18 protein-coding genes are annotated in these 19,398 nt (G+C 65.4%); 15 read left to right on the forward strand and 3 right to left on the reverse strand.

Annotated elements, in window-relative coordinates; translation table 11 throughout:
- The first annotated feature begins 77 nt into the window (after window positions 1-77).
- The 8 genes from JQ580_RS30905 to JQ580_RS30940 are packed head-to-tail and all read left to right on the forward strand — an operon-like array spanning window position 78 to window position 6,793.
- Window positions 78-785, forward strand: a complete 708-nt coding sequence (locus JQ580_RS30905; protein ID WP_249134565.1) for a GntR family transcriptional regulator — start codon at window positions 78-80, stop codon at window positions 783-785.
- A gap of 48 nt (window positions 786-833) precedes the next feature.
- Window positions 834-1,799 carry an ABC transporter substrate-binding protein gene (locus JQ580_RS30910; protein WP_212284690.1) on the forward strand — a complete coding sequence of 322 codons (966 nt, stop codon included), beginning with the start codon at window positions 834-836 and terminating at the stop codon, window positions 1,797-1,799.
- Window positions 1,800-1,801: 2 nt separating this feature from the next.
- On the forward strand, window positions 1,802-2,557 hold the full coding sequence (locus JQ580_RS30915; RefSeq protein WP_212284692.1) for an ABC transporter permease: 756 nt from the start codon (window positions 1,802-1,804) through the stop codon (window positions 2,555-2,557).
- A complete protein-coding gene (locus tag JQ580_RS30920) occupies window positions 2,536-3,342 on the forward strand; it encodes an ABC transporter ATP-binding protein (protein WP_244621123.1) in 807 nt (268 codons plus the stop codon). The genes JQ580_RS30915 and JQ580_RS30920 overlap by 22 nt, the downstream gene beginning before the upstream one ends.
- Before the next feature lie 19 nt (window positions 3,343-3,361).
- Entirely contained in the window at window positions 3,362-4,171 is an 810-nt protein-coding gene (locus JQ580_RS30925) for an ABC transporter permease (RefSeq protein ID WP_249134566.1), read from the forward strand.
- A gap of 9 nt (window positions 4,172-4,180) precedes the next feature.
- Window positions 4,181-4,840 (forward strand): polysaccharide deacetylase family protein, encoded by a 660-nt coding sequence (locus JQ580_RS30930; protein ID WP_212284696.1) that lies wholly within the window; start codon window positions 4,181-4,183, stop codon window positions 4,838-4,840.
- Window positions 4,841-4,843: 3 nt separating this feature from the next.
- Entirely contained in the window at window positions 4,844-5,713 is an 870-nt protein-coding gene (locus JQ580_RS30935) for a fumarylacetoacetate hydrolase family protein (protein ID WP_212284697.1), read from the forward strand.
- A gap of 36 nt (window positions 5,714-5,749) precedes the next feature.
- Complete coding sequence (locus JQ580_RS30940) at window positions 5,750-6,793, forward strand: uroporphyrinogen decarboxylase family protein (RefSeq protein WP_212284699.1); 1,044 nt, start codon at window positions 5,750-5,752, stop codon at window positions 6,791-6,793.
- 25 nt (window positions 6,794-6,818) lie between these two features.
- Here the strand turns inward: JQ580_RS30940 and JQ580_RS30945 are convergent, their stop codons facing one another.
- Complete coding sequence (locus JQ580_RS30945; protein ID WP_249134567.1) at window positions 6,819-8,087, reverse strand: Spy/CpxP family protein refolding chaperone; 1,269 nt, start codon at window positions 8,085-8,087, stop codon at window positions 6,819-6,821.
- A 181-nt stretch (window positions 8,088-8,268) separates the two neighbouring features.
- Window positions 8,269-9,360 carry a LysM peptidoglycan-binding domain-containing protein gene (locus tag JQ580_RS30950; protein ID WP_212284703.1) on the reverse strand — a complete coding sequence of 364 codons (1,092 nt, stop codon included), beginning with the start codon at window positions 9,358-9,360 and terminating at the stop codon, window positions 8,269-8,271.
- A gap of 183 nt (window positions 9,361-9,543) precedes the next feature.
- Here JQ580_RS30950 and JQ580_RS30955 point away from each other — a divergent pair, with 183 nt between their 5' ends.
- The 7 genes from JQ580_RS30955 to JQ580_RS30985 all read left to right on the forward strand — a co-directional run bounded on the left by JQ580_RS30955 (window position 9,544) and on the right by JQ580_RS30985 (window position 18,088).
- Window positions 9,544-10,236, forward strand: a complete 693-nt coding sequence (locus tag JQ580_RS30955; protein WP_212284705.1) for a hypothetical protein — start codon at window positions 9,544-9,546, stop codon at window positions 10,234-10,236.
- Between the two features lie 235 nt (window positions 10,237-10,471).
- Complete coding sequence (locus JQ580_RS30960) at window positions 10,472-13,132, forward strand: bifunctional diguanylate cyclase/phosphodiesterase (RefSeq protein WP_212284707.1); 2,661 nt, start codon at window positions 10,472-10,474, stop codon at window positions 13,130-13,132.
- A gap of 96 nt (window positions 13,133-13,228) precedes the next feature.
- Window positions 13,229-13,669 (forward strand): bleomycin resistance protein, encoded by a 441-nt coding sequence (locus JQ580_RS30965; RefSeq protein ID WP_249134569.1) that lies wholly within the window; start codon window positions 13,229-13,231, stop codon window positions 13,667-13,669.
- A 438-nt stretch (window positions 13,670-14,107) separates the two neighbouring features.
- Entirely contained in the window at window positions 14,108-14,680 is a 573-nt protein-coding gene (locus JQ580_RS30970) for a hypothetical protein (protein WP_212284710.1), read from the forward strand.
- Between the two features lie 897 nt (window positions 14,681-15,577).
- Entirely contained in the window at window positions 15,578-16,705 is a 1,128-nt protein-coding gene (locus JQ580_RS30975) for a lactonase family protein (protein WP_212284712.1), read from the forward strand.
- Between the two features lie 69 nt (window positions 16,706-16,774).
- The gene (locus JQ580_RS30980; RefSeq protein WP_212284713.1) at window positions 16,775-16,945 is read left to right on the forward strand and encodes a hypothetical protein; all 171 of its coding nucleotides are present in this window, start codon (window positions 16,775-16,777) and stop codon (window positions 16,943-16,945) included.
- A gap of 255 nt (window positions 16,946-17,200) precedes the next feature.
- Window positions 17,201-18,088, forward strand: coding sequence for an efflux RND transporter periplasmic adaptor subunit (locus JQ580_RS30985; RefSeq protein ID WP_212284714.1), 888 nt, complete (start codon window positions 17,201-17,203; stop codon window positions 18,086-18,088).
- A 164-nt stretch (window positions 18,089-18,252) separates the two neighbouring features.
- On the opposite strand, the gene JQ580_RS30990 is transcribed toward JQ580_RS30985, so the two are convergent.
- Window positions 18,253-19,101, reverse strand: coding sequence for a caspase family protein (locus tag JQ580_RS30990; RefSeq protein WP_212284715.1), 849 nt, complete (start codon window positions 19,099-19,101; stop codon window positions 18,253-18,255).
- Between the last annotated feature and the right edge of the window lie 297 nt (window positions 19,102-19,398).

Raw genomic sequence — 19,398 nt, forward strand, 5'->3', positions numbered from 1 at the left:
AAATCGAAAATCGATTTTCTGTTGACCGCGCGATGACGCCTTGCGATCATCGGCCTATGGGTCCGCTTCAGTTCGATATGTCCGGAAGGCCGGGCGACGGTCCGCGCAGCCTGACCTCGGCGCTGCATGAGCGGCTGCGCGCCGATATTTTGGCCGCGCGGCTCATGCCGGGCCAGAAGTTGCATATCGCAGGCCTCGCCAAGCAGTTTTCGGTGAGCCTTGCCGCGGTCCGCGAGGCGCTGTCGCGCCTGGTCGCCGATGGCCTGGTGCAGGCCTCGGATCAGCGCGGCTTTCGCGTCAGCCCGGTATCGCTTGCCGATCTCGCCGACGTGACGCAGACGCGGATCGACATCGAGGGGCTTGCGCTGCGGCGCTCGATCGAGCGCGGCGACGAGGCCTGGCTCGAATCGGTGAAATCGACCTGGTCGGCCCTGAAGGCCGTCCCCTATCACTACCCCGACGATCCCACGGCGCATTACGAGGAATGGGTGATCCGTCACCGCATTTTCCACCGTGCACTGGTCAATGCCTGCGGCTCGCCATGGCTGCTGGGATTCCGCGACGTGCTGCACGAGCAGAGCGAACGATATCGCCGCCTCTCGATCCGCCGCGAGCCCGGCGTCAAGCCGCGCGACGTCGAGGCCGAGCACGAAGCGATCGTCGCCGCCGTGACGCAGCGCGATGCCGATGCGGCGGTTCGCGCCTTGTCAAAGCATTTCGGCACCACCAAGGAGTTCGTCGAGCTCGCCGCCTCGCGCATCGCGGAGGTGAGCCGCACGATTTGACGATCCGGAACAATCCGGCACGTAAAAAACAGAAACGGGGAGAAAGCAATGAAGATCAATCGACGCCACGCGCTCCTGTCGCTGGTTGCCGCCACCATGCTGGCGGGCCCTGCGAGCGCTGCCGACACCATCCGCGTCGGCCTGCCCACCAAGACATACTGGCCGACGACGATCGCCGAGACGGCGGTGCGCCAAAAGTTGTTCGAGAAGGAAGGCATCCAGGCCGAGCTGACGATCTATCGCAGCGGCGCCGAGACCTTCGAAGGCATGGCCGCCGGGGCGGCCGACATCATCCTCGATCCGCCGTCGCTGGTGTCCGCGGGACGCAAGAAGGGCGTGATGTCGCGTATCGTCGCCAATGCCGCGATGGGCAATTTCGGCTGGCAGCTGATGGTGCCGACCAAATCCACGCTCGAGGTCAAGGATCTCAACGGCAAGAAGGTGGCGATCACCGCGGCCGGCTCGGGCTCGGACCTGCTGGCGCTATGGACCATCCAGGACAAGAAGATCGATTTTACGCGCGTGCCGGTCGGCGGCGGCGGCCTGGTGCCCAATTTGCTCGCCGGCAATGTCGAGGCCGCCGTGGTCTATTCGCCGCTGAGCTTCCAGATCTCGAAATCCGGCGAAGCCAAGTCCATTCTCGACTATTCGACCGCGGTGCCGCCGAACCTCACGGCGGGCTGGATCGTGCTCGACAAGCTCGCGGACTCGAAGCCGCAGCTGGTGCAGAAGGCGGTGAACGCGCTTTATGGCGCGGTCGCCTTCATGCGCGCCAACCGCGACGTCACCGTCAAGCTGATCGCCGAGCTCTACGAAATGCCGCCGGAGATCGCAGCCCTCGAATACGACAACACGATCATGAAGCTCGAGACCAGCGGCGACATGGGCGCGGCCAACGTGAATGCCGCCGTTCAGCTCTCGCTCGATCTCGCCAAGCTCGGCGGGCTCAAGGACATCGTGCCGGTCGAGGACGTGATCTCGACCAAGTTCAAGCCCGTCCCGACCAAGCCGTAACGATGCAGGGCTCGCTTGCCGTCAACCTCGCCCGGATCGCGATCATCCTCGCGGTCCTGGCGCTATGGGAGGTGCTGTCGCGCACCGGCATCGTCAACCCGCGCCTGCTGCCGTCGGCGTCCGACACGTTCGCGACGCTCGGCGATCTCCTGCAGCGCGCCGCGGTGCAGAAGGATCTGATGGTCACCGCGACCGAGGTGCTGACGGCGTTCGCGCTGGCGGTGCCGTTCGGCGCGCTGATCGGCTTTTTGGTCGCGGAGAACCGCTACTTCGCCGACGTCGCCAAGCCGCTGCTGTTCTTCGCCTTCAGCATCCCGAAATCGATCTTCCTGCCGATGTTCATCCTGGTGTTCGGCGTCGGCTTCGCCCAGAAGGTCGGCTTCGGCTTCTTCTCCACGATCTTCATCGTGATCATGTCGACCACGACGGCGGTGGAGTCGGTCAAGGTCGAACATCTCACGGTCGCGCGCTCCTACGGCGCTACGCGGATGCAGACCGCATTCCGGGTCTATCTGCCGAGCATGCTGCCGGTGCTGCTGGAGGCGTTGCGGATCTCCATGATCTTCAACCTCACCGGCGTGATTCTCGCCGAGATGTACGCCTCGCGCGACGGCATCGGCCACCAGATCGCGACCTGGGGCGAGAATTTCCAGATGAAGCAGCTCCTCGCCGGCGTCGTGATGGTCGCCGCGATCGCCATGACCTTCAACGAACTTGTCAGATGGGTGGAAACGCGATGCAGCCATTGGCGAACGTGACCCAATTGAAGCCCGCCGCGCGCGCCGGCGCGATCGAGGTGAAGAATGTCGGCCAGGTGTTCAAGACACGGTCACAGGACGTCGTCGCGCTCGAGGACGTCTCGCTCGAGGTCAAGCCCGGCCGCTTCGTCGTGCTGGTCGGCCCCAGCGGTTGCGGCAAGTCCACGCTCCTGATGATGATGGCGGGCCTGCGCCAGCAGACCGCGGGCACCATCACCATCAGCGGCGCGCCGATCCTGCAGCCCGACCCTGATCGAGTCGGCGTGGTGTTCCAGGAGGCGAGCCTGTTTCCCTGGCTGACGGCCGAGGACAATGTCGAGTTTCCGCTGGCGCTGCGCGGCGTGCCGAAGGCCGAGCGGCGCGCCAAGGCGCAGGATGCGCTCAAGCTGGTCGGGCTGGACGGTTTCGGCAGGCGCCACCCGCACGAGCTCTCCGGCGGCATGAAGCAGCGCGTCTCGATCGCGCGCGGCCTTGTTCAGGACCCGCCGGTGCTGCTGATGGACGAGCCGTTCGCCGCGCTCGACGAGCAGACCCGCATGACCATGGGCGACGAGCTGCTGCGGATCTGGGCGGCGACCGGCAAGACCGTCGTGTTCGTGACGCACAGCCTGACCGAAGCGGTCTATCTCGCCGACGAGGTGATCGTGATGTCGGCGCGGCCCGGCCGCATCGTCGACCATCTCCAGGTCCAGCTGCCGCGGCCCCGCACCTACGAGATGCTGAGCGGCGATGCGTTCGGCAGCCTGCGCGACCGCATCTGGCGCCACATCCGCAAATCGGCGTGACACGATCATGAGCGCCAGGATGAGTGCCAGGATCAGTGCGAAGTCGCTGCGATATCTGATCGTGATCGGATTGATCGCGTTGTGGGAGCTGCTGCCGCGCGCCGGGCTGATTCCCGAGCTGTTCCTGCCCTCGCTGTCGTCCACGCTGATCGCCGGATGGACCGACGCGGGTGAATACGGTCATGCGCTGGCGGTCACGCTCTACGAGGTCGTGGTCTCCATGGCCTTCGCCTGCGGTGGCGGCATCCTGCTCGGCGCCATCGTCGGCAGCCTGCCGCGGCCGCGAATCCTGATCATGCCGATGGTGTCGAGCCTCTACGCGGTGCCGCTGGTCATCCTCTATCCCGTCTTCACCGTATGGCTGGGCATCGGCTCGGAGTCCAAGATCGCGTTCGCCTCGATCTACGGCTTCCTGCCGACGATGCTCGCGACCGCTGCCGGCATCCAGACCATCGACCCGCAGCTCCTGCTCGCCGCCCGCAGCATGGGCGCGACGCTGAGCCAGCGGCTGGTCCGCGTCATCATCCCGGCTGCGATCCCGACGGTGTTGTCGGGCTTGCGCGTCGGCGGCGCGCTGGTGATCGTCGGCGTCGTCGTCTCGGAGATGCTGATCTCCTCGGCCGGCATCGGCTATCTCATTTCGCGCTACCGCACGATCCTCGACAGCCCGCACGTGTTCGCGGGCGTGCTGCTGGTGCTGTTCCTCGCCATCGGCTTCAACGCCGTGATCCGCTGGATCGAGGGCAAGGCGGCGATCTGGCAGACCGGCACCCGCGCCGGCCAGGCCAACGACGAGATCGCGGTGAACGCGATGCAGCCGGCGACCTGAGGTAGCTGCGTGTATGACCTGACACTGACATTCGACAACGGCCCCGATCCAGATGTGACGCCGCACGTGCTCGACATTCTGGCGGCGCGCGGAATCAAGACCACCTTCTTCGTCATCGGCGAGAAGCTCGCCGACCCCGCACGTCGCGCGCTTGCGGAGCGCGCGCATGGCGAGGGACACTGGATCGGCAACCATACTTATACGCATAGCATTCCGCTTGGCGAGCAACCCGGGCGCGACACCGCCGAGAACGAGATCGGCCATACGCAGGCTGCGATCGGCGATCTCGCGCATGCCAATCGCTGGTTCCGGCCATTCGGCGGCGGCGGCAATTTGGACCAGCGGCTGCTCAAGCCGTCGGTGGTCGACCATCTCACCCGCAACAAGCACAGCTGCGTGCTGTGGAATTCCATTCCACGCGACTGGGCCGATCCCGACGGCTGGACCGGGCGCGCGCTCGACCAATGCAGCCGGCAGCCCTGGACGCTGATGGTGCTGCACGATCTGCCGACCGGCGCGATGGCTCATCTCGAACGCTTTCTCGACTCGGCCGAAGCGGCCGGCGCCCGCTTCCGCCAGGACTTTCCGCCCGCCTGCGTTCCGATCCGCAATGGCGAGATCGCGCTTCCCATCAACGAGTATGTTTCCTCCATCGTAGAGAGTGTTTGACACATGAAAGTCGCAAGCTTCACCATCTCAGGCACGGCGAGCTATGGCATCGTCACCGACAAGGGTGTCGTCGACGCCGGCAAGCGCCTGAAGGCCACTCCAACGCTGAAGGCGCTGCTGGCGAAGGGCTCGCTCGACGAATTGAATAAGCTAGCCGGCGAGACACCCGACTACGCGCTTGCTGACGTCGCGCTGCTCCCGACGGTGCCCGATCCCGACAAGATCTTCTGCATCGGCGTCAACTACGCCACGCATCTGGCCGAAAGCGGCCATCCGACGCCTGCGCATCCGATGATCTTCACCCGCTTCGCCAACAGCCAGGTCGGTCATGGCCAGCCGATGATCCGGCCGCTGGAATCCGAGCGGTTCGACTACGAAGGCGAGATGGCGGTCATCATCGGCAAGGCCGGCCGCCGCATCCCGCGTGAAGCCGCGCTCGGCCATGTCGCCGGCTATGCCTGCTACAATGACGGCAGCATCCGCGACTGGCAGCGCCACACCTCGCAATTCGCGCCGGGCAAGAATTTTGCCGGCACCGGCGGCTTCGGGCCGTGGATGGTCACGACCGACGAGCTGACCGATGTCACCAAGCAGACGCTGATCACCCGGCTCAACGGCGTCGAGGTGCAGAAGGCACCGATCTCCGACCTCGTCTTCGACGTGCCGGCCCTGATCGCCTATTGCTCGACCTTCACCGAGCTCGCGCCCGGCGACGTGATCGTGACAGGCACGACCGGCGGCGTCGGCGCGTATCGCACGCCGCCGCTGTGGATGAAGGGCGGCGACACCGTCGAGATCGAGATCTCCGGCATCGGCATCTTGCGCAATCCCGTCAAGGACGAGGAATCCAGCGCGGCAACGCGCGCGGCCTGACCTCTCGCGTTCAACAACAATAAGAAGGAGATCCCCATGCCCATGCCAACGCACATCCTGCCGACCACCGTGGTCGGCAGCTATCCGCAGCCGGAATGGCTGGTTAATCGCGCCATGCTGTCGAAGGTGGTGCCGCGCACGCGACTGCACGACATGTGGCGGCTGCCGGCGGAACATCTGGAGGAAGCCCAGGACGATGCCACCATCGTCGCGATCCGCGACATGGAACGTGCCGGCATCGACATCGTGACCGACGGCGAGATTCGCCGCGAGAGCTATTCCAATCGCTTCGCCACCGCGCTCGACGGCATCGATGGCGACAATCCCGCGATGATCGTTGCCCGCACCGGCAATACCCAGACGCCGGTGCCGCGCGTGGTCGGCCCCATCAGGCGCAAGGGCCCGGTCGAGCTGCACGACATGCAGTTCCTGCGCAAGAACACGGAGCGTGCGGCGAAGATCACCCTGCCCGGCCCGTTCACGATGAGCCAGCAGGCCAAGAACGAATACTACAAGGACGAGGAAGAGCTGGCGATGGCGCTCGCCGAAGCGGTCAATGCCGAGGCGCTCGATATGCAACAGGCCGGCGCTGACGTGATTCAGCTCGACGAGCCCTGGGTGCGCAACAATCCGGAGCTCGCCAAGCGCTATGCGGTCAAGGCGATCAACCGCGCGCTGCAAGGCATCACCGTGCCCACCGTGGTGCATCTCTGCTTCGGCTATGCCGCCGTGGTGCCCGGCTCGAACAAGCCGGCCGGCTATTCCTTCCTGGCCGAGCTCGACGACACCATCGCCGACCAGATCTCGATCGAGGCCGCGCAGCCCAGGCTCGACCTCGGCGTGCTCAAGGATTTGTCGTCGAAGAAAATCATGCTCGGCGTGCTCGACCTCGCGGACCCCGCGATCGAGAGCGTCGACACCGTCGCCGAGCGCATCCGCAACGGCCTGAAATACGTTTCGCCGGACCGTCTGGTCGCGGCGCCGGATTGCGGCATGAAATACATGCCGCGCGCGACGGCGTTCGGGAAGCTGAAGGCGATGTGCGACGCTGCGGCGAAGGTCAGGCGGGAGATCGGCTGACGGATATCGCGGGGTGTTGCGCTCTTCACGCGCCCCGCTTCGGCCCGATCGCCTCGAAGCCGGCCTTCTGCTCGTCGCTGAGGTCGGCCTCGAAATCATCGAACGCATCAGCGACGCCGTTCACGGCTTGCAGCATCGTCTGCAGCCGCGCTTTGACGGCGGCGAGGCGCGCCTGCGGTGTCTCCGGCGTCTGTGACGGACAGGCACTGAGCGTTTGCATGGTGCGGAGGGCGGTGTCCTGGAGCACTTCGAAGCGGGCGCGGGCGGTGTCGTCGAGGCGGAGCGTGGCGGCGATGTCGTTCGCCGGCCATTGCTGCTGCACCAGCTGCTCGTATTGACGCTGCAGCTTTTCGTCAAAGCGGGGATCGCTGTGGGGATCGCAGGCGCTCGACGCCTTGGCGTCCTTGCGCTGCATCGACGCGAGTGCGGCGCGACGCTCGTTGGAGAGCGCTTCGAACTTTGTCTTCTGATTGTCGTCGAGCAGACCCGTGAATTTCGCCAGCGGTGGCGCGACCGCGTCGGTGGCCTTGATCATGGCCTCGAGCCGCTCGCGCATCAGGCCGAGGCGGTCCGCGGCCGTGGCGGGCGCCCGCGCCGGACAGGCCGCGCGAATGGTGTCACGCGCGGCATTCCAGGCCGATGCGAGCTCGTCGAGCGCGGTGCGCTGCAGTTCGTTCGGCTGGATCGCACTCGCAATGCGTTCGACCGGCAGGCCGCCGGTGTCGCTGGCGTCGCAGAGGGTTTCCGAGGCCGGGATTCTCCGCGCTCGCCGGCCGGGCGGCGCCGCGTAGGCCGCGAGCTCGGTCGCCGCATAGGGCGCGAAGATCGCGGCATAGATGTCGCCATAGCCGTAGAGCGAGAGGCTGGTCGAATCGCCGAAGACGACGGCCGAGGTGAGGTCGTCATGCGCGAACGGCCAGAACACCGGGCCGACCCAGCCGTAGCTGCCGTCGGGATGGCGCCACCAGCCCTGCGGGCGGCGACCGCCGTGCCAGCCCGCGAGCGCAGCCTGCGCCGTCAGTGCCGCACGCACGACGTAGGGGTTGGAGAGCGGGGCGCGCTCGGCTCCGCGTGGATCTTGTGACCTCAACGCAGCGGAGCGGTATCGGCTGCCCCGCACGGCCATGCGGGAATGACGCAGGCGCGACATGCCGATCATATGGCCGACGGCGAAGCGCGCGACACCAAGCGGGCCGCCGCGAAGTCCGAACTGCGCCTCGGCTTTCGCAGGCAACAGCACCGCCGCGATCAGGATCGTCGCGCCCGTCAGCGCCAATCCCATGCGTCTCGACATGACCGCTGACCTGACCAATTTGGCCTCCTCCCAGCTGCCCGCACGCGCAATGCGCCGCATCGGAAAGACTCGCAAGGGAACCGATCGTTCCGAAAGGACACAGGGCAAAGCGTCGCGGTCATGTGGAAGAACGGCCGCAGCGGGTGCAGCCCCTCAATAGGACCCAAACAAATGACGCCGCTCAATCCGCCTTTTGCGGCATCACGAAGGTCTGGCCGGGATAGATCAGATTGGGATTGTGGATCTTGTCGCGGTTGGCCTTGAAGATCACGGCGTAGCGGGAGCCGTCGCCATAGGCGAGCCGGCTGAGGGCCCACAGGCTGTCACCGCGGGAGATCACCCGGCTGCCTGTCTCCGCGGGCGCGGTGTTGAGGATTTCCGCGGGCGAGGCCGAGGCAACCGTCGTCGCCGCGGGTGCCCGCGCCATCACCCGGGGTTTCGGCGCGCCGACCAGCCTCGGCCGGGCCGCGGACCTGTCGGAGGACGAGGCGAGATGCGGCGCGGCCGACGGCAGGGATGCCACGACATCCGATTTGTCGTCCGGCTTCTCGGCCTGCTTCGGCTCTTGCTTAGCCACCTGCGCCGGGCGTGCGGGTGGCGGCGTCGCCTCGGCGATGGTCACCGGCATGGTCCGTCCCGACTGGGTGACCGTGCCATCCGGCGCCTTGGCGCGGAGCGTCAGTTCATAGGAACCGGCGGGAAGCTGCGGCGGGGTCATCACGAACTGACCCGAGGCGTCGGCAGTCACAGTGTCGAGTGGCTTGCCGTCGCGCAGCAACTCGACCTTGGAACCCGGCACGGCACGGCCGGCGATGACGGCCGCCTCGCCGCGATCGTCGACGCGGGCGACGTCGAAACGAGGGCCGGCGTCCGCGACCGCCGCCGGCGGCTTGGCCGGCGCGAGGTCGGGCAGCGCCGTGATCTGTTTCTGAACCTCGGACAGCGCGCCTTGCTCGGACTTGGTCTCGGACTTGGGCTCGGACTTGGGCTCGGGCGCCGGGACCGCCGCCGGCGCGGATGCAGGCGCAGGCGGCGCAACGGCGGCCAGCTTCGGCTGGTCCGGCTTGGGCTCTTCCGGCTTCGACTTCGATTCCGGCTTCAGGTCAGCTTTGGCCTCAGCCTTGGGCTCGCCCTTGGCCTCTGGCTTGGCGGCAACGGCGGTCTTGGTCCCGTCGGGCAGCAGGCGGCGCAGCTCGGTCGGACCGATCACCAGCACCGTGCCGACCAGTGCGAGCAGGCAAAGAGCAATGAAGGCCTTGGATGCGGTCATCATCGAAAAAGAACCTTGGGTGGCAAATCAACCGAGGCCAGCAAAGTGCGCCGATTTGCCTGCGGCAGCAAGACAATCGATGGGATGATAGCCCCGCCCTGGCACCTATCAAGGATGAACCGGCACCACCCCGCCGGCGTCAAATCCTGCGGGGCCGCATCGCGGCATTGTTTGAGGAATTTTCCTGTGACCGCATTTCGCCATCATGCCTGGTGGCTGGCGCTTGCCCTGACGCTCGCCGCCGCCCCTGCCCTTGCGGCCTCCGGCCCGCCACCCGGCTTCGTCCTCTCCGATGATGCCGAGTTCGCCTTCACCTCGCCGGACAAGACCGTCAGGCTCGAGCAATACATGAAGGACAGCGGCGATTTCGACATCAAATGGCAGGTCTGGGCACGGCGCGGCGATCAGATGACGGAGCTGAAGCCCGAGCAGGGCTATCCGGCCGGCTTCCGCTTCACCCGTGACTCACAATGGCTGGTGCGGATGCAGAAGACCGGCTCGGGCTCGCAGGATCTGTTTCTCTATCATGTCGAGAACGGCGCCTTCGCCAGCGCGACAAAGCAATCCCTCAGCGATCTCGCCTGGGCCTATTTCCACAGCCGCCCCGACACCAGGAAGATGAAGCTCGACTACCACATCTCGGCCAATCTGATGAAAGGCACCGAAACCGGCTATCGCTGGCTCGGCGTCGACTGGCCCGACAACCGCTATCTGCTGATCTCGCTGTCGGGCGAAATGGACAAGCATCCGAAGAACGTCGCCGTGAAGGGGCTGGCCGATTGGAGATGCCGCTATGACCTCAAGACCGGCCAGTTCGACGTCCCCAAGATGTTTGCCAAGAGCAACGCGGAAGCGCTGAACTGGGAGATCAAGCGCTGAAAACAGCGCTGCGATCGTTATGTCCCGGGCTTGTCCGCGCATCCGTAGTCTCGCGATGCAGGATGGGAATGGCCGGGACGAAGCCGGCCATGTCGCTGCAGAGGCTCACGTGTGCCCGCGAAACTGCGCGCTGGAACCAACCCACTGATTCAACACCGATTCATGGTTCCCTAACCTTCGATGGTAACGGGGTCTTGTCGGTTTTGCTGCACCTTTCATCCCACGGGAGGGCTGCATGGGTACATCGATCCGGTGGACCGCGCGCATGCGCGCGTTGCTCCGTCGCTGGCGGGGATCGCCACTGACATGGCTGATCGCCGGCGGCTTCGTACTGATGGTCGCAATGGCCATCGGCACCGCGCTGACCGTCGACCGCTTCCGGCAGAACGCGATCGAGAGCGGCCGCGACAGCCTCGAAAACTCCGTGCGCCTGCTGGCCCGGCATTTCGACCGCGAGTTCGAGGATTTCGCGGTGCTGCAGAAGAGCATCATCGCCGAGCTCGAAAGCCGCGGCATCGAATCCGCAGATGTCTTCCGCAGCGAGATGGGCACGCTGGCCGTGCACGAGGTACTGCGCGCGAAAGCCAGCGGCTGGACCGACGTCGCCGGCGCAAACGTGTTCGATTCCAGGGGCATTCTCATCAACTCGTCGCGGCGCTGGCCGGTCGCCGACGTCTCGGTCGCGGACCGTCTCTATTTCGACCGCCTCAGGAACGATCCGACCGCGCAGGAGGAGGTGGAGGTGGTCCCCGGCCGGCTCGGCAACGGACCGGCGATCGTGTTCGCGCGGCGTGTCTCCGGCCCGCATGGTGAATTCCTCGGGCTGGTCTCGCGGGCGATCACGCCCGAGCAGCTCGAAGCCTTCTTCACCTCCGCCGGCCTGGGCGAGGAATCCTCGATCGCGATGCACCACCAGAACGGCCAATTGCTCGCACGCGTCCCGCGCGTCGATGCGATGATCGGGCAGAACTTTCGCAAGGGCGCGCCGGAGCAGATGGCGGTGTTCGACCGCAGCTTCGTCTCCGTGCAACTCGCCAGCCCGATCGACGGCAAGGACCGCATCGTCGCCTCGCGCCTGTTGACCGGCGAGCCGCTGGTGGTGGTCGCGACCAAGTCGCTCGATGCGACGCTCGCCACGTGGCACACGCAGACGAAATTCTTCGTCACCGTCGCCGTGCTCTCGATCGGCCTGCTGGTGCTGACGCTGTTCCTGATCTTCCGCCAGGTGACGCACCGGCTCTCGCTGGAAAAGCAGCGGCTCGACACCGCGATGAACACGATGACGCAAGGGCTGCTGATGTTCGATCAGGACGAACAGCTGATCGTCTGCAACAGCCGCTATATCGAGATGTACGGCCTGTCCCCCTCGGTGGTGAAACCCGGCGCCCATTTCCGCGACGTGATCCGGCACCGCCATGACACCGGCTCGTTCCATGGCGACGTCGAGGCCTATTGCGACGACATTCTGAGCCATGTCGGGCGCACCCAGTGCTCCATCGTCGAGACCGCGGACGGCCGCCTGATCGAGATCAAGAACCAGCCCGGCGCCGCCGGCGGCTGGCTTGCGACCCACGACGACGTGACCGCGCGCATCCGCGCCGACGAGCGCATCGCGCATATGGCGCATTACGACGCGCTGACCGACCTGCCCAACCGCGTGCTGCTGCGCGGCCATCTGGAGCGGCGCGTCGCCGAGCTCAAACATGGCAAGCCGTTCGCCATCCTCTATATCGACGTCGACGAGTTCAAGGGCGTCAACGACTCGCTCGGACACGAGGTCGGCGACGAGCTGCTGCGCCAGGTGGCGAACCGCCTGCGCGCCTGCGTCAGCGGCAACGATCTCGTCGCGCGGCTCGGCGGCGACGAGTTCGCCATCGTCAAGGCCGCCACATGCGATCCGGCCGAGCTGTCGGCGCTGGCGGAAGATGTCCTCAAGGCGTTGCGTGCGCCGGTGGATTGCAAGGGCCAGGACATCCCGACGGATGCCAGCATCGGCATCGCGATCGCGCCCGATCACGGCGACAATCTCGACGATCTGCTCAAGCGCGCCGATCTCGCGATGTATGCGGCGAAGTCGGAGGGACGTCGCACCTACCGCATCTTCACGCCTGAATACGACGCCAAGGCGCGGCTGCGCCGCCAGCTCGAGCTCGACCTGCGCCAGGCGCTGGCTCGCGGCGAGTTCGAGGTGCACTACCAGCCGCTGGTCGATCTCGCGGCCAACGTCGTGACCGGCTGCGAGGCGCTGCTGCGCTGGCGCCATCCCGAGCGCGGCATGATCTCGCCAGCGGACTTCATACCGGTGGCGGAAGAGACCGGACTGATCGCGGAGATCGGCGAATGGGTGCTGAAGCAGGCCTGCCATGAAGCCGCTTCCTGGCCCGACCAGATCCACATCGCCGTCAACGTCTCGCCGGTGCAGTTCCGCTCGCGGACGCTCGCACTCAAGGTCGCCGCCGCGCTCGCGGAGTCGGGACTCGCGCCCGGACGGCTCGAGCTCGAGATCACCGAGACCGTGCTGATCCGCGACGACGAGGAGGCGCTGACGATCCTGCAGCAATTGCGAGAGCTCGGCGTGCGCATCGCGCTCGACGATTTCGGCACCGGCTACTCGTCTCTGAGCTATCTGCACCGCTTTCCGTTCGACAAGATCAAGATCGACCGCAGCTTCATCAGCGACATCGGCGAGCCCGAGGATTCCTCCCCGATCGTGCAGGCCGTGGTGCACATGGCCGCCGCGCGCCACATGGCGACGACCGCCGAAGGCGTCGAGACCGAAGCTCAGCGCGAGGTGCTGCGCAAGCTTGGATGCAGCCAGATGCAGGGCTGGCTGTTCAGCCCGGCCGTGCCGGCGGCGAAGCTGAAGCTGTTGCTGGCCGCGCAGGCGGCGGCCTAGCGCCGGCGAGTCGTTCGTGTGCTTCGAGCCGTCAGCGGTCGCGAAGAATCCGTGTTAGATAGCCCCTCGCGAGAAGAGCGGGAGGACTGCCGAGCCATGGCAACGACGGTGGATAGATTGCCTGCTGGCGGATTCGCTCGGCTTGTACCGGAGCTCGACGTGTTTGACCTGGAACGCAGCAAAACTTTCTGGTGCGATATCCTCGGCTTCCGGATTGCCTATCAAAGGCCTGAGAACCGCTTCATGTACATCGAGCTGCAGGGGTCGCAGGTCATGCTGAACCAGAGAAATGGCAATTGTGAAACCGGGGCTCTCGAGCCACCGTTGGGGCGCGGCATCAATTTTCAGATCTTCGTCGACTCTGTTGCGCCTCTCCTCGCTGCACTGAAGCAGCACGAATGGGCACTCTTCCGAGAGTGTCACGACGCAGGGTATCGGATCGCAGGTGAGGAGCGCGGCAACAGGCAATTCCTGGTGCAGGATCCAGACGGCTACCTCCTTCGTTTTGCGCAGGACTTGGGAGCGAGAACCGGCTGAAACCAGCCTTTTGCGACGCTCGACGTGAAGACCCACCGCACCTACGACGGGTCGGCTCAGCCCCCGTTAACGGACCTGTCAGCGGACGGCGGCAGCTTCACCTGCGGTCCGGGAGCAGACCCAGTTTTTCCGCAAGCGAACGGCGGCGGGTCAGCCAATCGCCATCGTGCACCTCCCCGTAGCCAGGCAGCTCGCCGCAGCGCTTGCGCGACGTGACGCGATTTCAAGAACGAGAGCCGCGGGAAGCCTTCCCTGAGTCCTCCAGGAGGTGACGCGCGATGCAGGCGTGCACCATGGCGATGTTGTGCCGTCCTCATTCCATCGAAGGACGTCGCCGCCGCCTGTGTGAGCAGCGTCACGGAAGGGCGCGTCAGGCCCAGCTATCACTCATCCCACGGCAACAATCTGCGGCAAACAAAACAAACAAACAGGTGGACCATGACGAAGACAGCGATGATCACGAAGATGGCGGCGACGATCGTGTTGATGAGCGTTGCGGCAGGCGTTACGAGCAACGCCGCGCAGGCCGGCTGGGGCCCGAACGGACAGTATGGCAATACACCCCAGAACCGCCCGCAAATTGGTCCCCACTTCGGTGGATATGGTGGGAACGGCGGCCAGCGTCCCGTCATCGTGGTTCCCGGTCCGCGGCCGATGCCGCCTCAGGTCGTCGTCTACCCCCGCCCCGCGCCGCCCCCGGTCTATGTGCCGCCCCAGGTCGTCGTCAGGCCGGTGCCGGTTGTCATCAACCGGCCGGTGTATGTCCCCACCGCACCGGTGGTGAAGGAAAGGATCATCGTTCAGCGTCCCGCGACTGTGGTTGAAAGCACGCCGGCGCCCGCCCTGGCGGCGGCCCCCGCTCCGGTCGTCAACAACAATTGCAATTGCCTCGTGAAGGAATACCCGCAGGCCGGCGTCGTGGTGTTCAGGGATATCTGCACCAAGGAGAGCGCGACTTACACCAACCTGCCGCAGCAGACCTCGCAGGCCGTGCTGCCGCCGACCCAGTAATTCCAGCGCTTGGTCTCGACGACGACGAACGCGGCAAGAATTCTCGCCGCGTTCGACCTACCCGGACTTCAGGGCTTTCTGCAGGCACGCGGCCTTGCCCTATTCTTGAATCTGCTGGATCCGACTGCTGACGCGATGGGCCAGTTGCAGACGCTAAACGTCTGCCGGCATGACGCAAGCCGAGACCTCACTGCGAGGTCGCGACGTCACACCTACCGCCTGTCGGCCTGCACTTCGACGAATTCGGAATCGGGATGGCTGACGATGGTGGCGAACATGATGCCGCTGATAATCAGCGACCAGGCAGTGTCCCAATAAATCCAAAACACGAGCCAGCCTCCGTTTCCATCTGCCACGCCTGCGGGACGGGTAACGACACGGTAACGCCGCCGTTCCCGGCACGAGGCGCGACACGACCGCGCGGCAAGACGCTATTTTGGTTTGGTCGACGGCTGAGCGGGATCGGTTTGGCCAGTGTGGCGCTTTGCCACGACGTCCTCATCACGCTCGCCTTCGCGCGGGCGGGACGGCGACTTGGGCTGGCCGGCTTGACCGCCATGCTTGCCGCCCATGTCGGGCTTACCTTCAAGATCGTTTTCACGGGGCATGCCGGTTCAATGCGCTGGCGCGACATTGGTTCGCAAGCGCATCGGCCGTTTTCGCCGGGTGTACGGATTTCATGAGATCCCCGTCCTTGCAGTGCGGGATGACTGACGCGCGTCAGCGCGGCGCAATGCATCTGTCCTTTCCTCGCCGCGGTGCGGTAGCCAACCCGCTACGACCGATACAATTTCGGCATCGATCGATCCCAATTGGAATTTGGTGCGGCGGCGCGCCGCCCGCTATCCTCCTGGGCAAAATGACGAGGCCGCGCCCCGGCCCGCGAGGAGGAGCCCCATGTTGAGACCGCCCCAACGACGCATCGCACCTAAAGCGCCACGCGCCGTGATCGCCACCACCCTCACCTTCCTCGCCCTCGTTTCTGGAGTCCACGCCGGCATGGCCGAGACCTTCGCCTATGTCGGCAACGCCGACAGCAACGACATCAGCGTGTTCAAGATGGAAGACAGCGGCGAGATGATTGCCGTGCAGACCGCCGCCTTCAAGGGCGTCGACAAGCCCGGCTCCTCGACACCGCTTTCGATCACGCCGGACCACCGTGTGCTGATCGCCGGCGTCCGCTCGCAGCCCTACCTCGCGGTGAGCTTTGCAATCGATCCCAAAACGGGCCAGCTCAGTCACATCGGCAATGGACCGCTCGCCGACAGCATGGCGAACATCGCCGTCGACCGCAGCGGAAAATTCCTGTTCAGCGCCTCCTATGGCGGCAACAAGGTTGCGCTGAATCCGCTTGCCGCCAATGGCGTCGCCGGCGAGCCGAAGCAGGTGATCCCGACCGGGCTGAACGCCCACGCCTTCCTGCCGTCGCCCGACAACCGCTTCGCGTTCGCGACCAACCTCGGCTCGGACCAGATGCTGGCCTTTGCGTTCGATGCCGCAGCCGGCACGCTGACACCAAACGATCCGCCGGCCCACAAGGTGCCGGAGAAATCCGGGCCGCGGCACTTCGTCTTCCACCCCAATGCCAAGTTCGTTTATCTCATCCACGAGCTGAACGGCGACGTCGCTGCATTCAGCTATGAAGCCAAGAGCGGCGCCTGGGACGAGATCCAGCGCACGACCGCGCTGCCGGAGGGCTTTGCCGGTAAAGCCTGGGCCGCCGACATCCACATCACCCCGGACGGCCGCTTCCTCTACGCCTCCGAGCGCACCACCAACACGCTGACCGCCTACAAGGTCGACGGATCAAGCGGCAAGCTGACCACGATCGGCAGCGTGCCGACCGAGAAGCAGCCGCGCGGCTTCCAGATCGACCCCTCGGGGCGCTACCTCGCCGCGGTCGGCGAGCTCTCCGACAGCATGACGGTCTACGCGATCGACCAGGGCAGCGGCGCGCTGGCCAGGCTGAAATCCTACTCCACCGGCAAGAAGCCGAACTGGGTGGAGTTCCTGAAACTGCCGTGACGGGCGCCCCGCCGACCTACGTAAACATCCGTAATTTCGAATGGCGCGCCTTGTCGTCATATGTCGGGCATGGACCGTCAGATCGTCTTCAAGTGCCCGCAAACCGGCATGAACGTACAGCATCGGCTCAGCGAAGAGCCGGGCGACCGCACGCATGTGTCGGTGTCCTGTCCGGCCTGCACGCGCCTGCATTTGATTGATCGGGCCAGCGGCAAGCTGCTGGGTGATCGCGGCCGCTGACGGGTGTTCTACCGCCGCACCGCCACCTGCGCCGTGACGTCCTCGACGTGGTGCAGCAGATAGACCAGATGGCCTGTGAGCCGGCCGCGGCGCGCTGCGAGAGAAAGGCGAACCTGTTCTCCAATCGCGCGACTAATCAAAGACTTGTTGCGACGTCCTGAAAGGGTGTGGCCTTCCTTTCTGGGGCAACGCTGCCATAGTCCGCAGCCCTGCCATCTGCTATCGATTGGAGGCATAGCCCCCGTGGAATTTCCGATGCGTCATTTGCCCCGCGCCGTTGCTCGAAGCCTGTGTCCCGCCGCCATCGCCGGTATGGTCATCTTCGGTCCCTCTCCGGCCGGAGCCGAAGACGACGCCCCCAAGGGGCCGGCGGTCACGGTGCTGAAGGTCGCAAAATCCTGCTTCTCCGACATCGTCGAGGCCACCGGCACGATCATCGCGCGGGAGGAGACGTCGGTGCGGCCCGAACGTCCGGGCCTGAAGGTTACCGAGGTGCTGGCGGAAGCCGGCGACACCACCACCGCCGGCCAGGTGCTGGCGCGGCTGGCGCTTCCCGAGGGCGGCACGCTGCAGGTCACCGCGCCGGTGGCGGGCGTGATCGCGACTTCGACCGCCCAGATCGGCAATTTCGCCTCCGCCAAGGGCGAGGCCCTGTTCACGATCGTGGCGCGCAGCGAATACGATCTCATCGGCCTGGTGGCGACCAGCGACATGCGCAAGCTCGCGGTCAATCAGCCGGCGACCGTGCGGATCGCGGGCGCCGGCGACATCGATGGCAAGGTGCGCCGCATCGGCCCGACCGTCGAGCCGAATATCCAGCAGGGCATGGTCTATATCGGCATCTCCTCGCAGAAGCGGCTGTTGCTGAAGGCGAGCGGGCGTGCGCTGATCAAGACCGGGCAGAGCTGCAACGTCGCGGTGCCGCTGACCGCCGTGCAATATTCATCCGCTGGCACCGTGGTGCAGGTGATCCGCCGCAACCGGGTCGAGACCAAGCGTGTCGAGGTCGGATTGATGTCGGGCGGCAACATCGAGGTCCGCGACGGCCTCAACGACGGCGATGTCGTCGTTGCCCGCGCCGGTGCACTGCTGCGCGAAGGCGATCCGGTGCGCCCGGTGATGGCCGCGGAAGCGGCGAAGTAGCCTTCCTCGTGTCCCGGACGCGCTGCAGCGTGTAACGCTGTTGCGCAGAGCCGGGCTTCATCTCGTCACAAATCGACAATTAAAAGAACCGGGCCCCGGCTCAGCGTCGCATCATGGCATGATGCGCCGCGGCCGGGGCCCGAGAGATCGTCAATCGATGAAAACTAGCCGCCGGCTGCGTCGAAATGGACGTCTTCGAGCAGCGAGGAGGACACCGTCGGGACCTGATCGCCTTCGCTGGCGCGGGAGATGGCGACGCGGGTCTTGTTGAAGACGCTCTCGGCGCTGCCCTTCGCACTGAGGTTGTTCAGGAACTCGCTGACCAGCACGCTGTGCTCGCCCTTGCCGTCGTCGACGACCTTGCCGGGCGAGGCCGAGGTCAGGATCAGCGCGTTGTCGGAGGCGGTGATCGGCGCGAGGCCGTGGCTGTAGGAGCGGAAGCGGCGTTCGTAAGGGTTGCGGCGGGAGGCATCGACGACGACGAGCTTGGCCTTGGCGCCCTGCTCCTTCATCATGTCGAGCACACCCTCGATCGACACGCCCTGGCGGCGGACGTCGCTTTCCTTCCAGATCACGGCATCGACCGGCAGCATGTAGCTCTCGCGTCCGGCCTGCACGCCGTAGCCGCCGAAGAACAGCATGACGACGGTGTCGCGCTTGATCCGGGACTTCAGACGGTTGACGGCGCGGACCATGTCGTCCTTGGTCGCGTCTTCCACCATGTCGACGTCAAAACCGTTCTTGCGCAGGGACGAGGACAGCGCGCGGGCGTCGTTGATCGACTGCGTCAGCGGCGCGCTGGCGTCGGGGTAATGTCCATTGCCGATGACCAGCGCGAGGCGCGAGGTCTGGCCGATCGAGCCGGTGATCTGGTCGGTGGAGACGGCCTTGGCAGCATCGATCGCGCGCATGTTGAGAGCAGCATGGGCGCCGATCACCAGCGAGACCGTGCCGATCATGGCAGCAGCCAACGCGATGGTGCGTCGGGAAAGGTCGAGCTGCTTTACATTCATCTCGGTTCGTTTCCTGTTGCCAAAGACCAGCCAAGCGCGCGCACACTGTTTGAGTAGCGCAATAGCGTCTTTAGGTTTGAGGGATTGGCCGGGGATGTGCCCCCGAATTGCGCGCAATTTGCGGCGCCGCACCAAACAAACCTTTAACCGGATATAGGGTGAGGGGCAATAGATTGCCCAAAATTTGAGCTAAGCTGTTGATGATGTTCGTTAATTTCTCCGACAAATTTCTCGGTTTCGAGGCTTTCCCGTTGCCTTCCGGGGTCTCATCATGCAGTCCTCATGCCGACTTTTTCC

Source organism: Bradyrhizobium sp. SZCCT0148 (assembly GCF_018129985.1).
In the GTDB taxonomy this organism is placed as follows: domain Bacteria; phylum Pseudomonadota; class Alphaproteobacteria; order Rhizobiales; family Xanthobacteraceae; genus Bradyrhizobium; species Bradyrhizobium japonicum_H.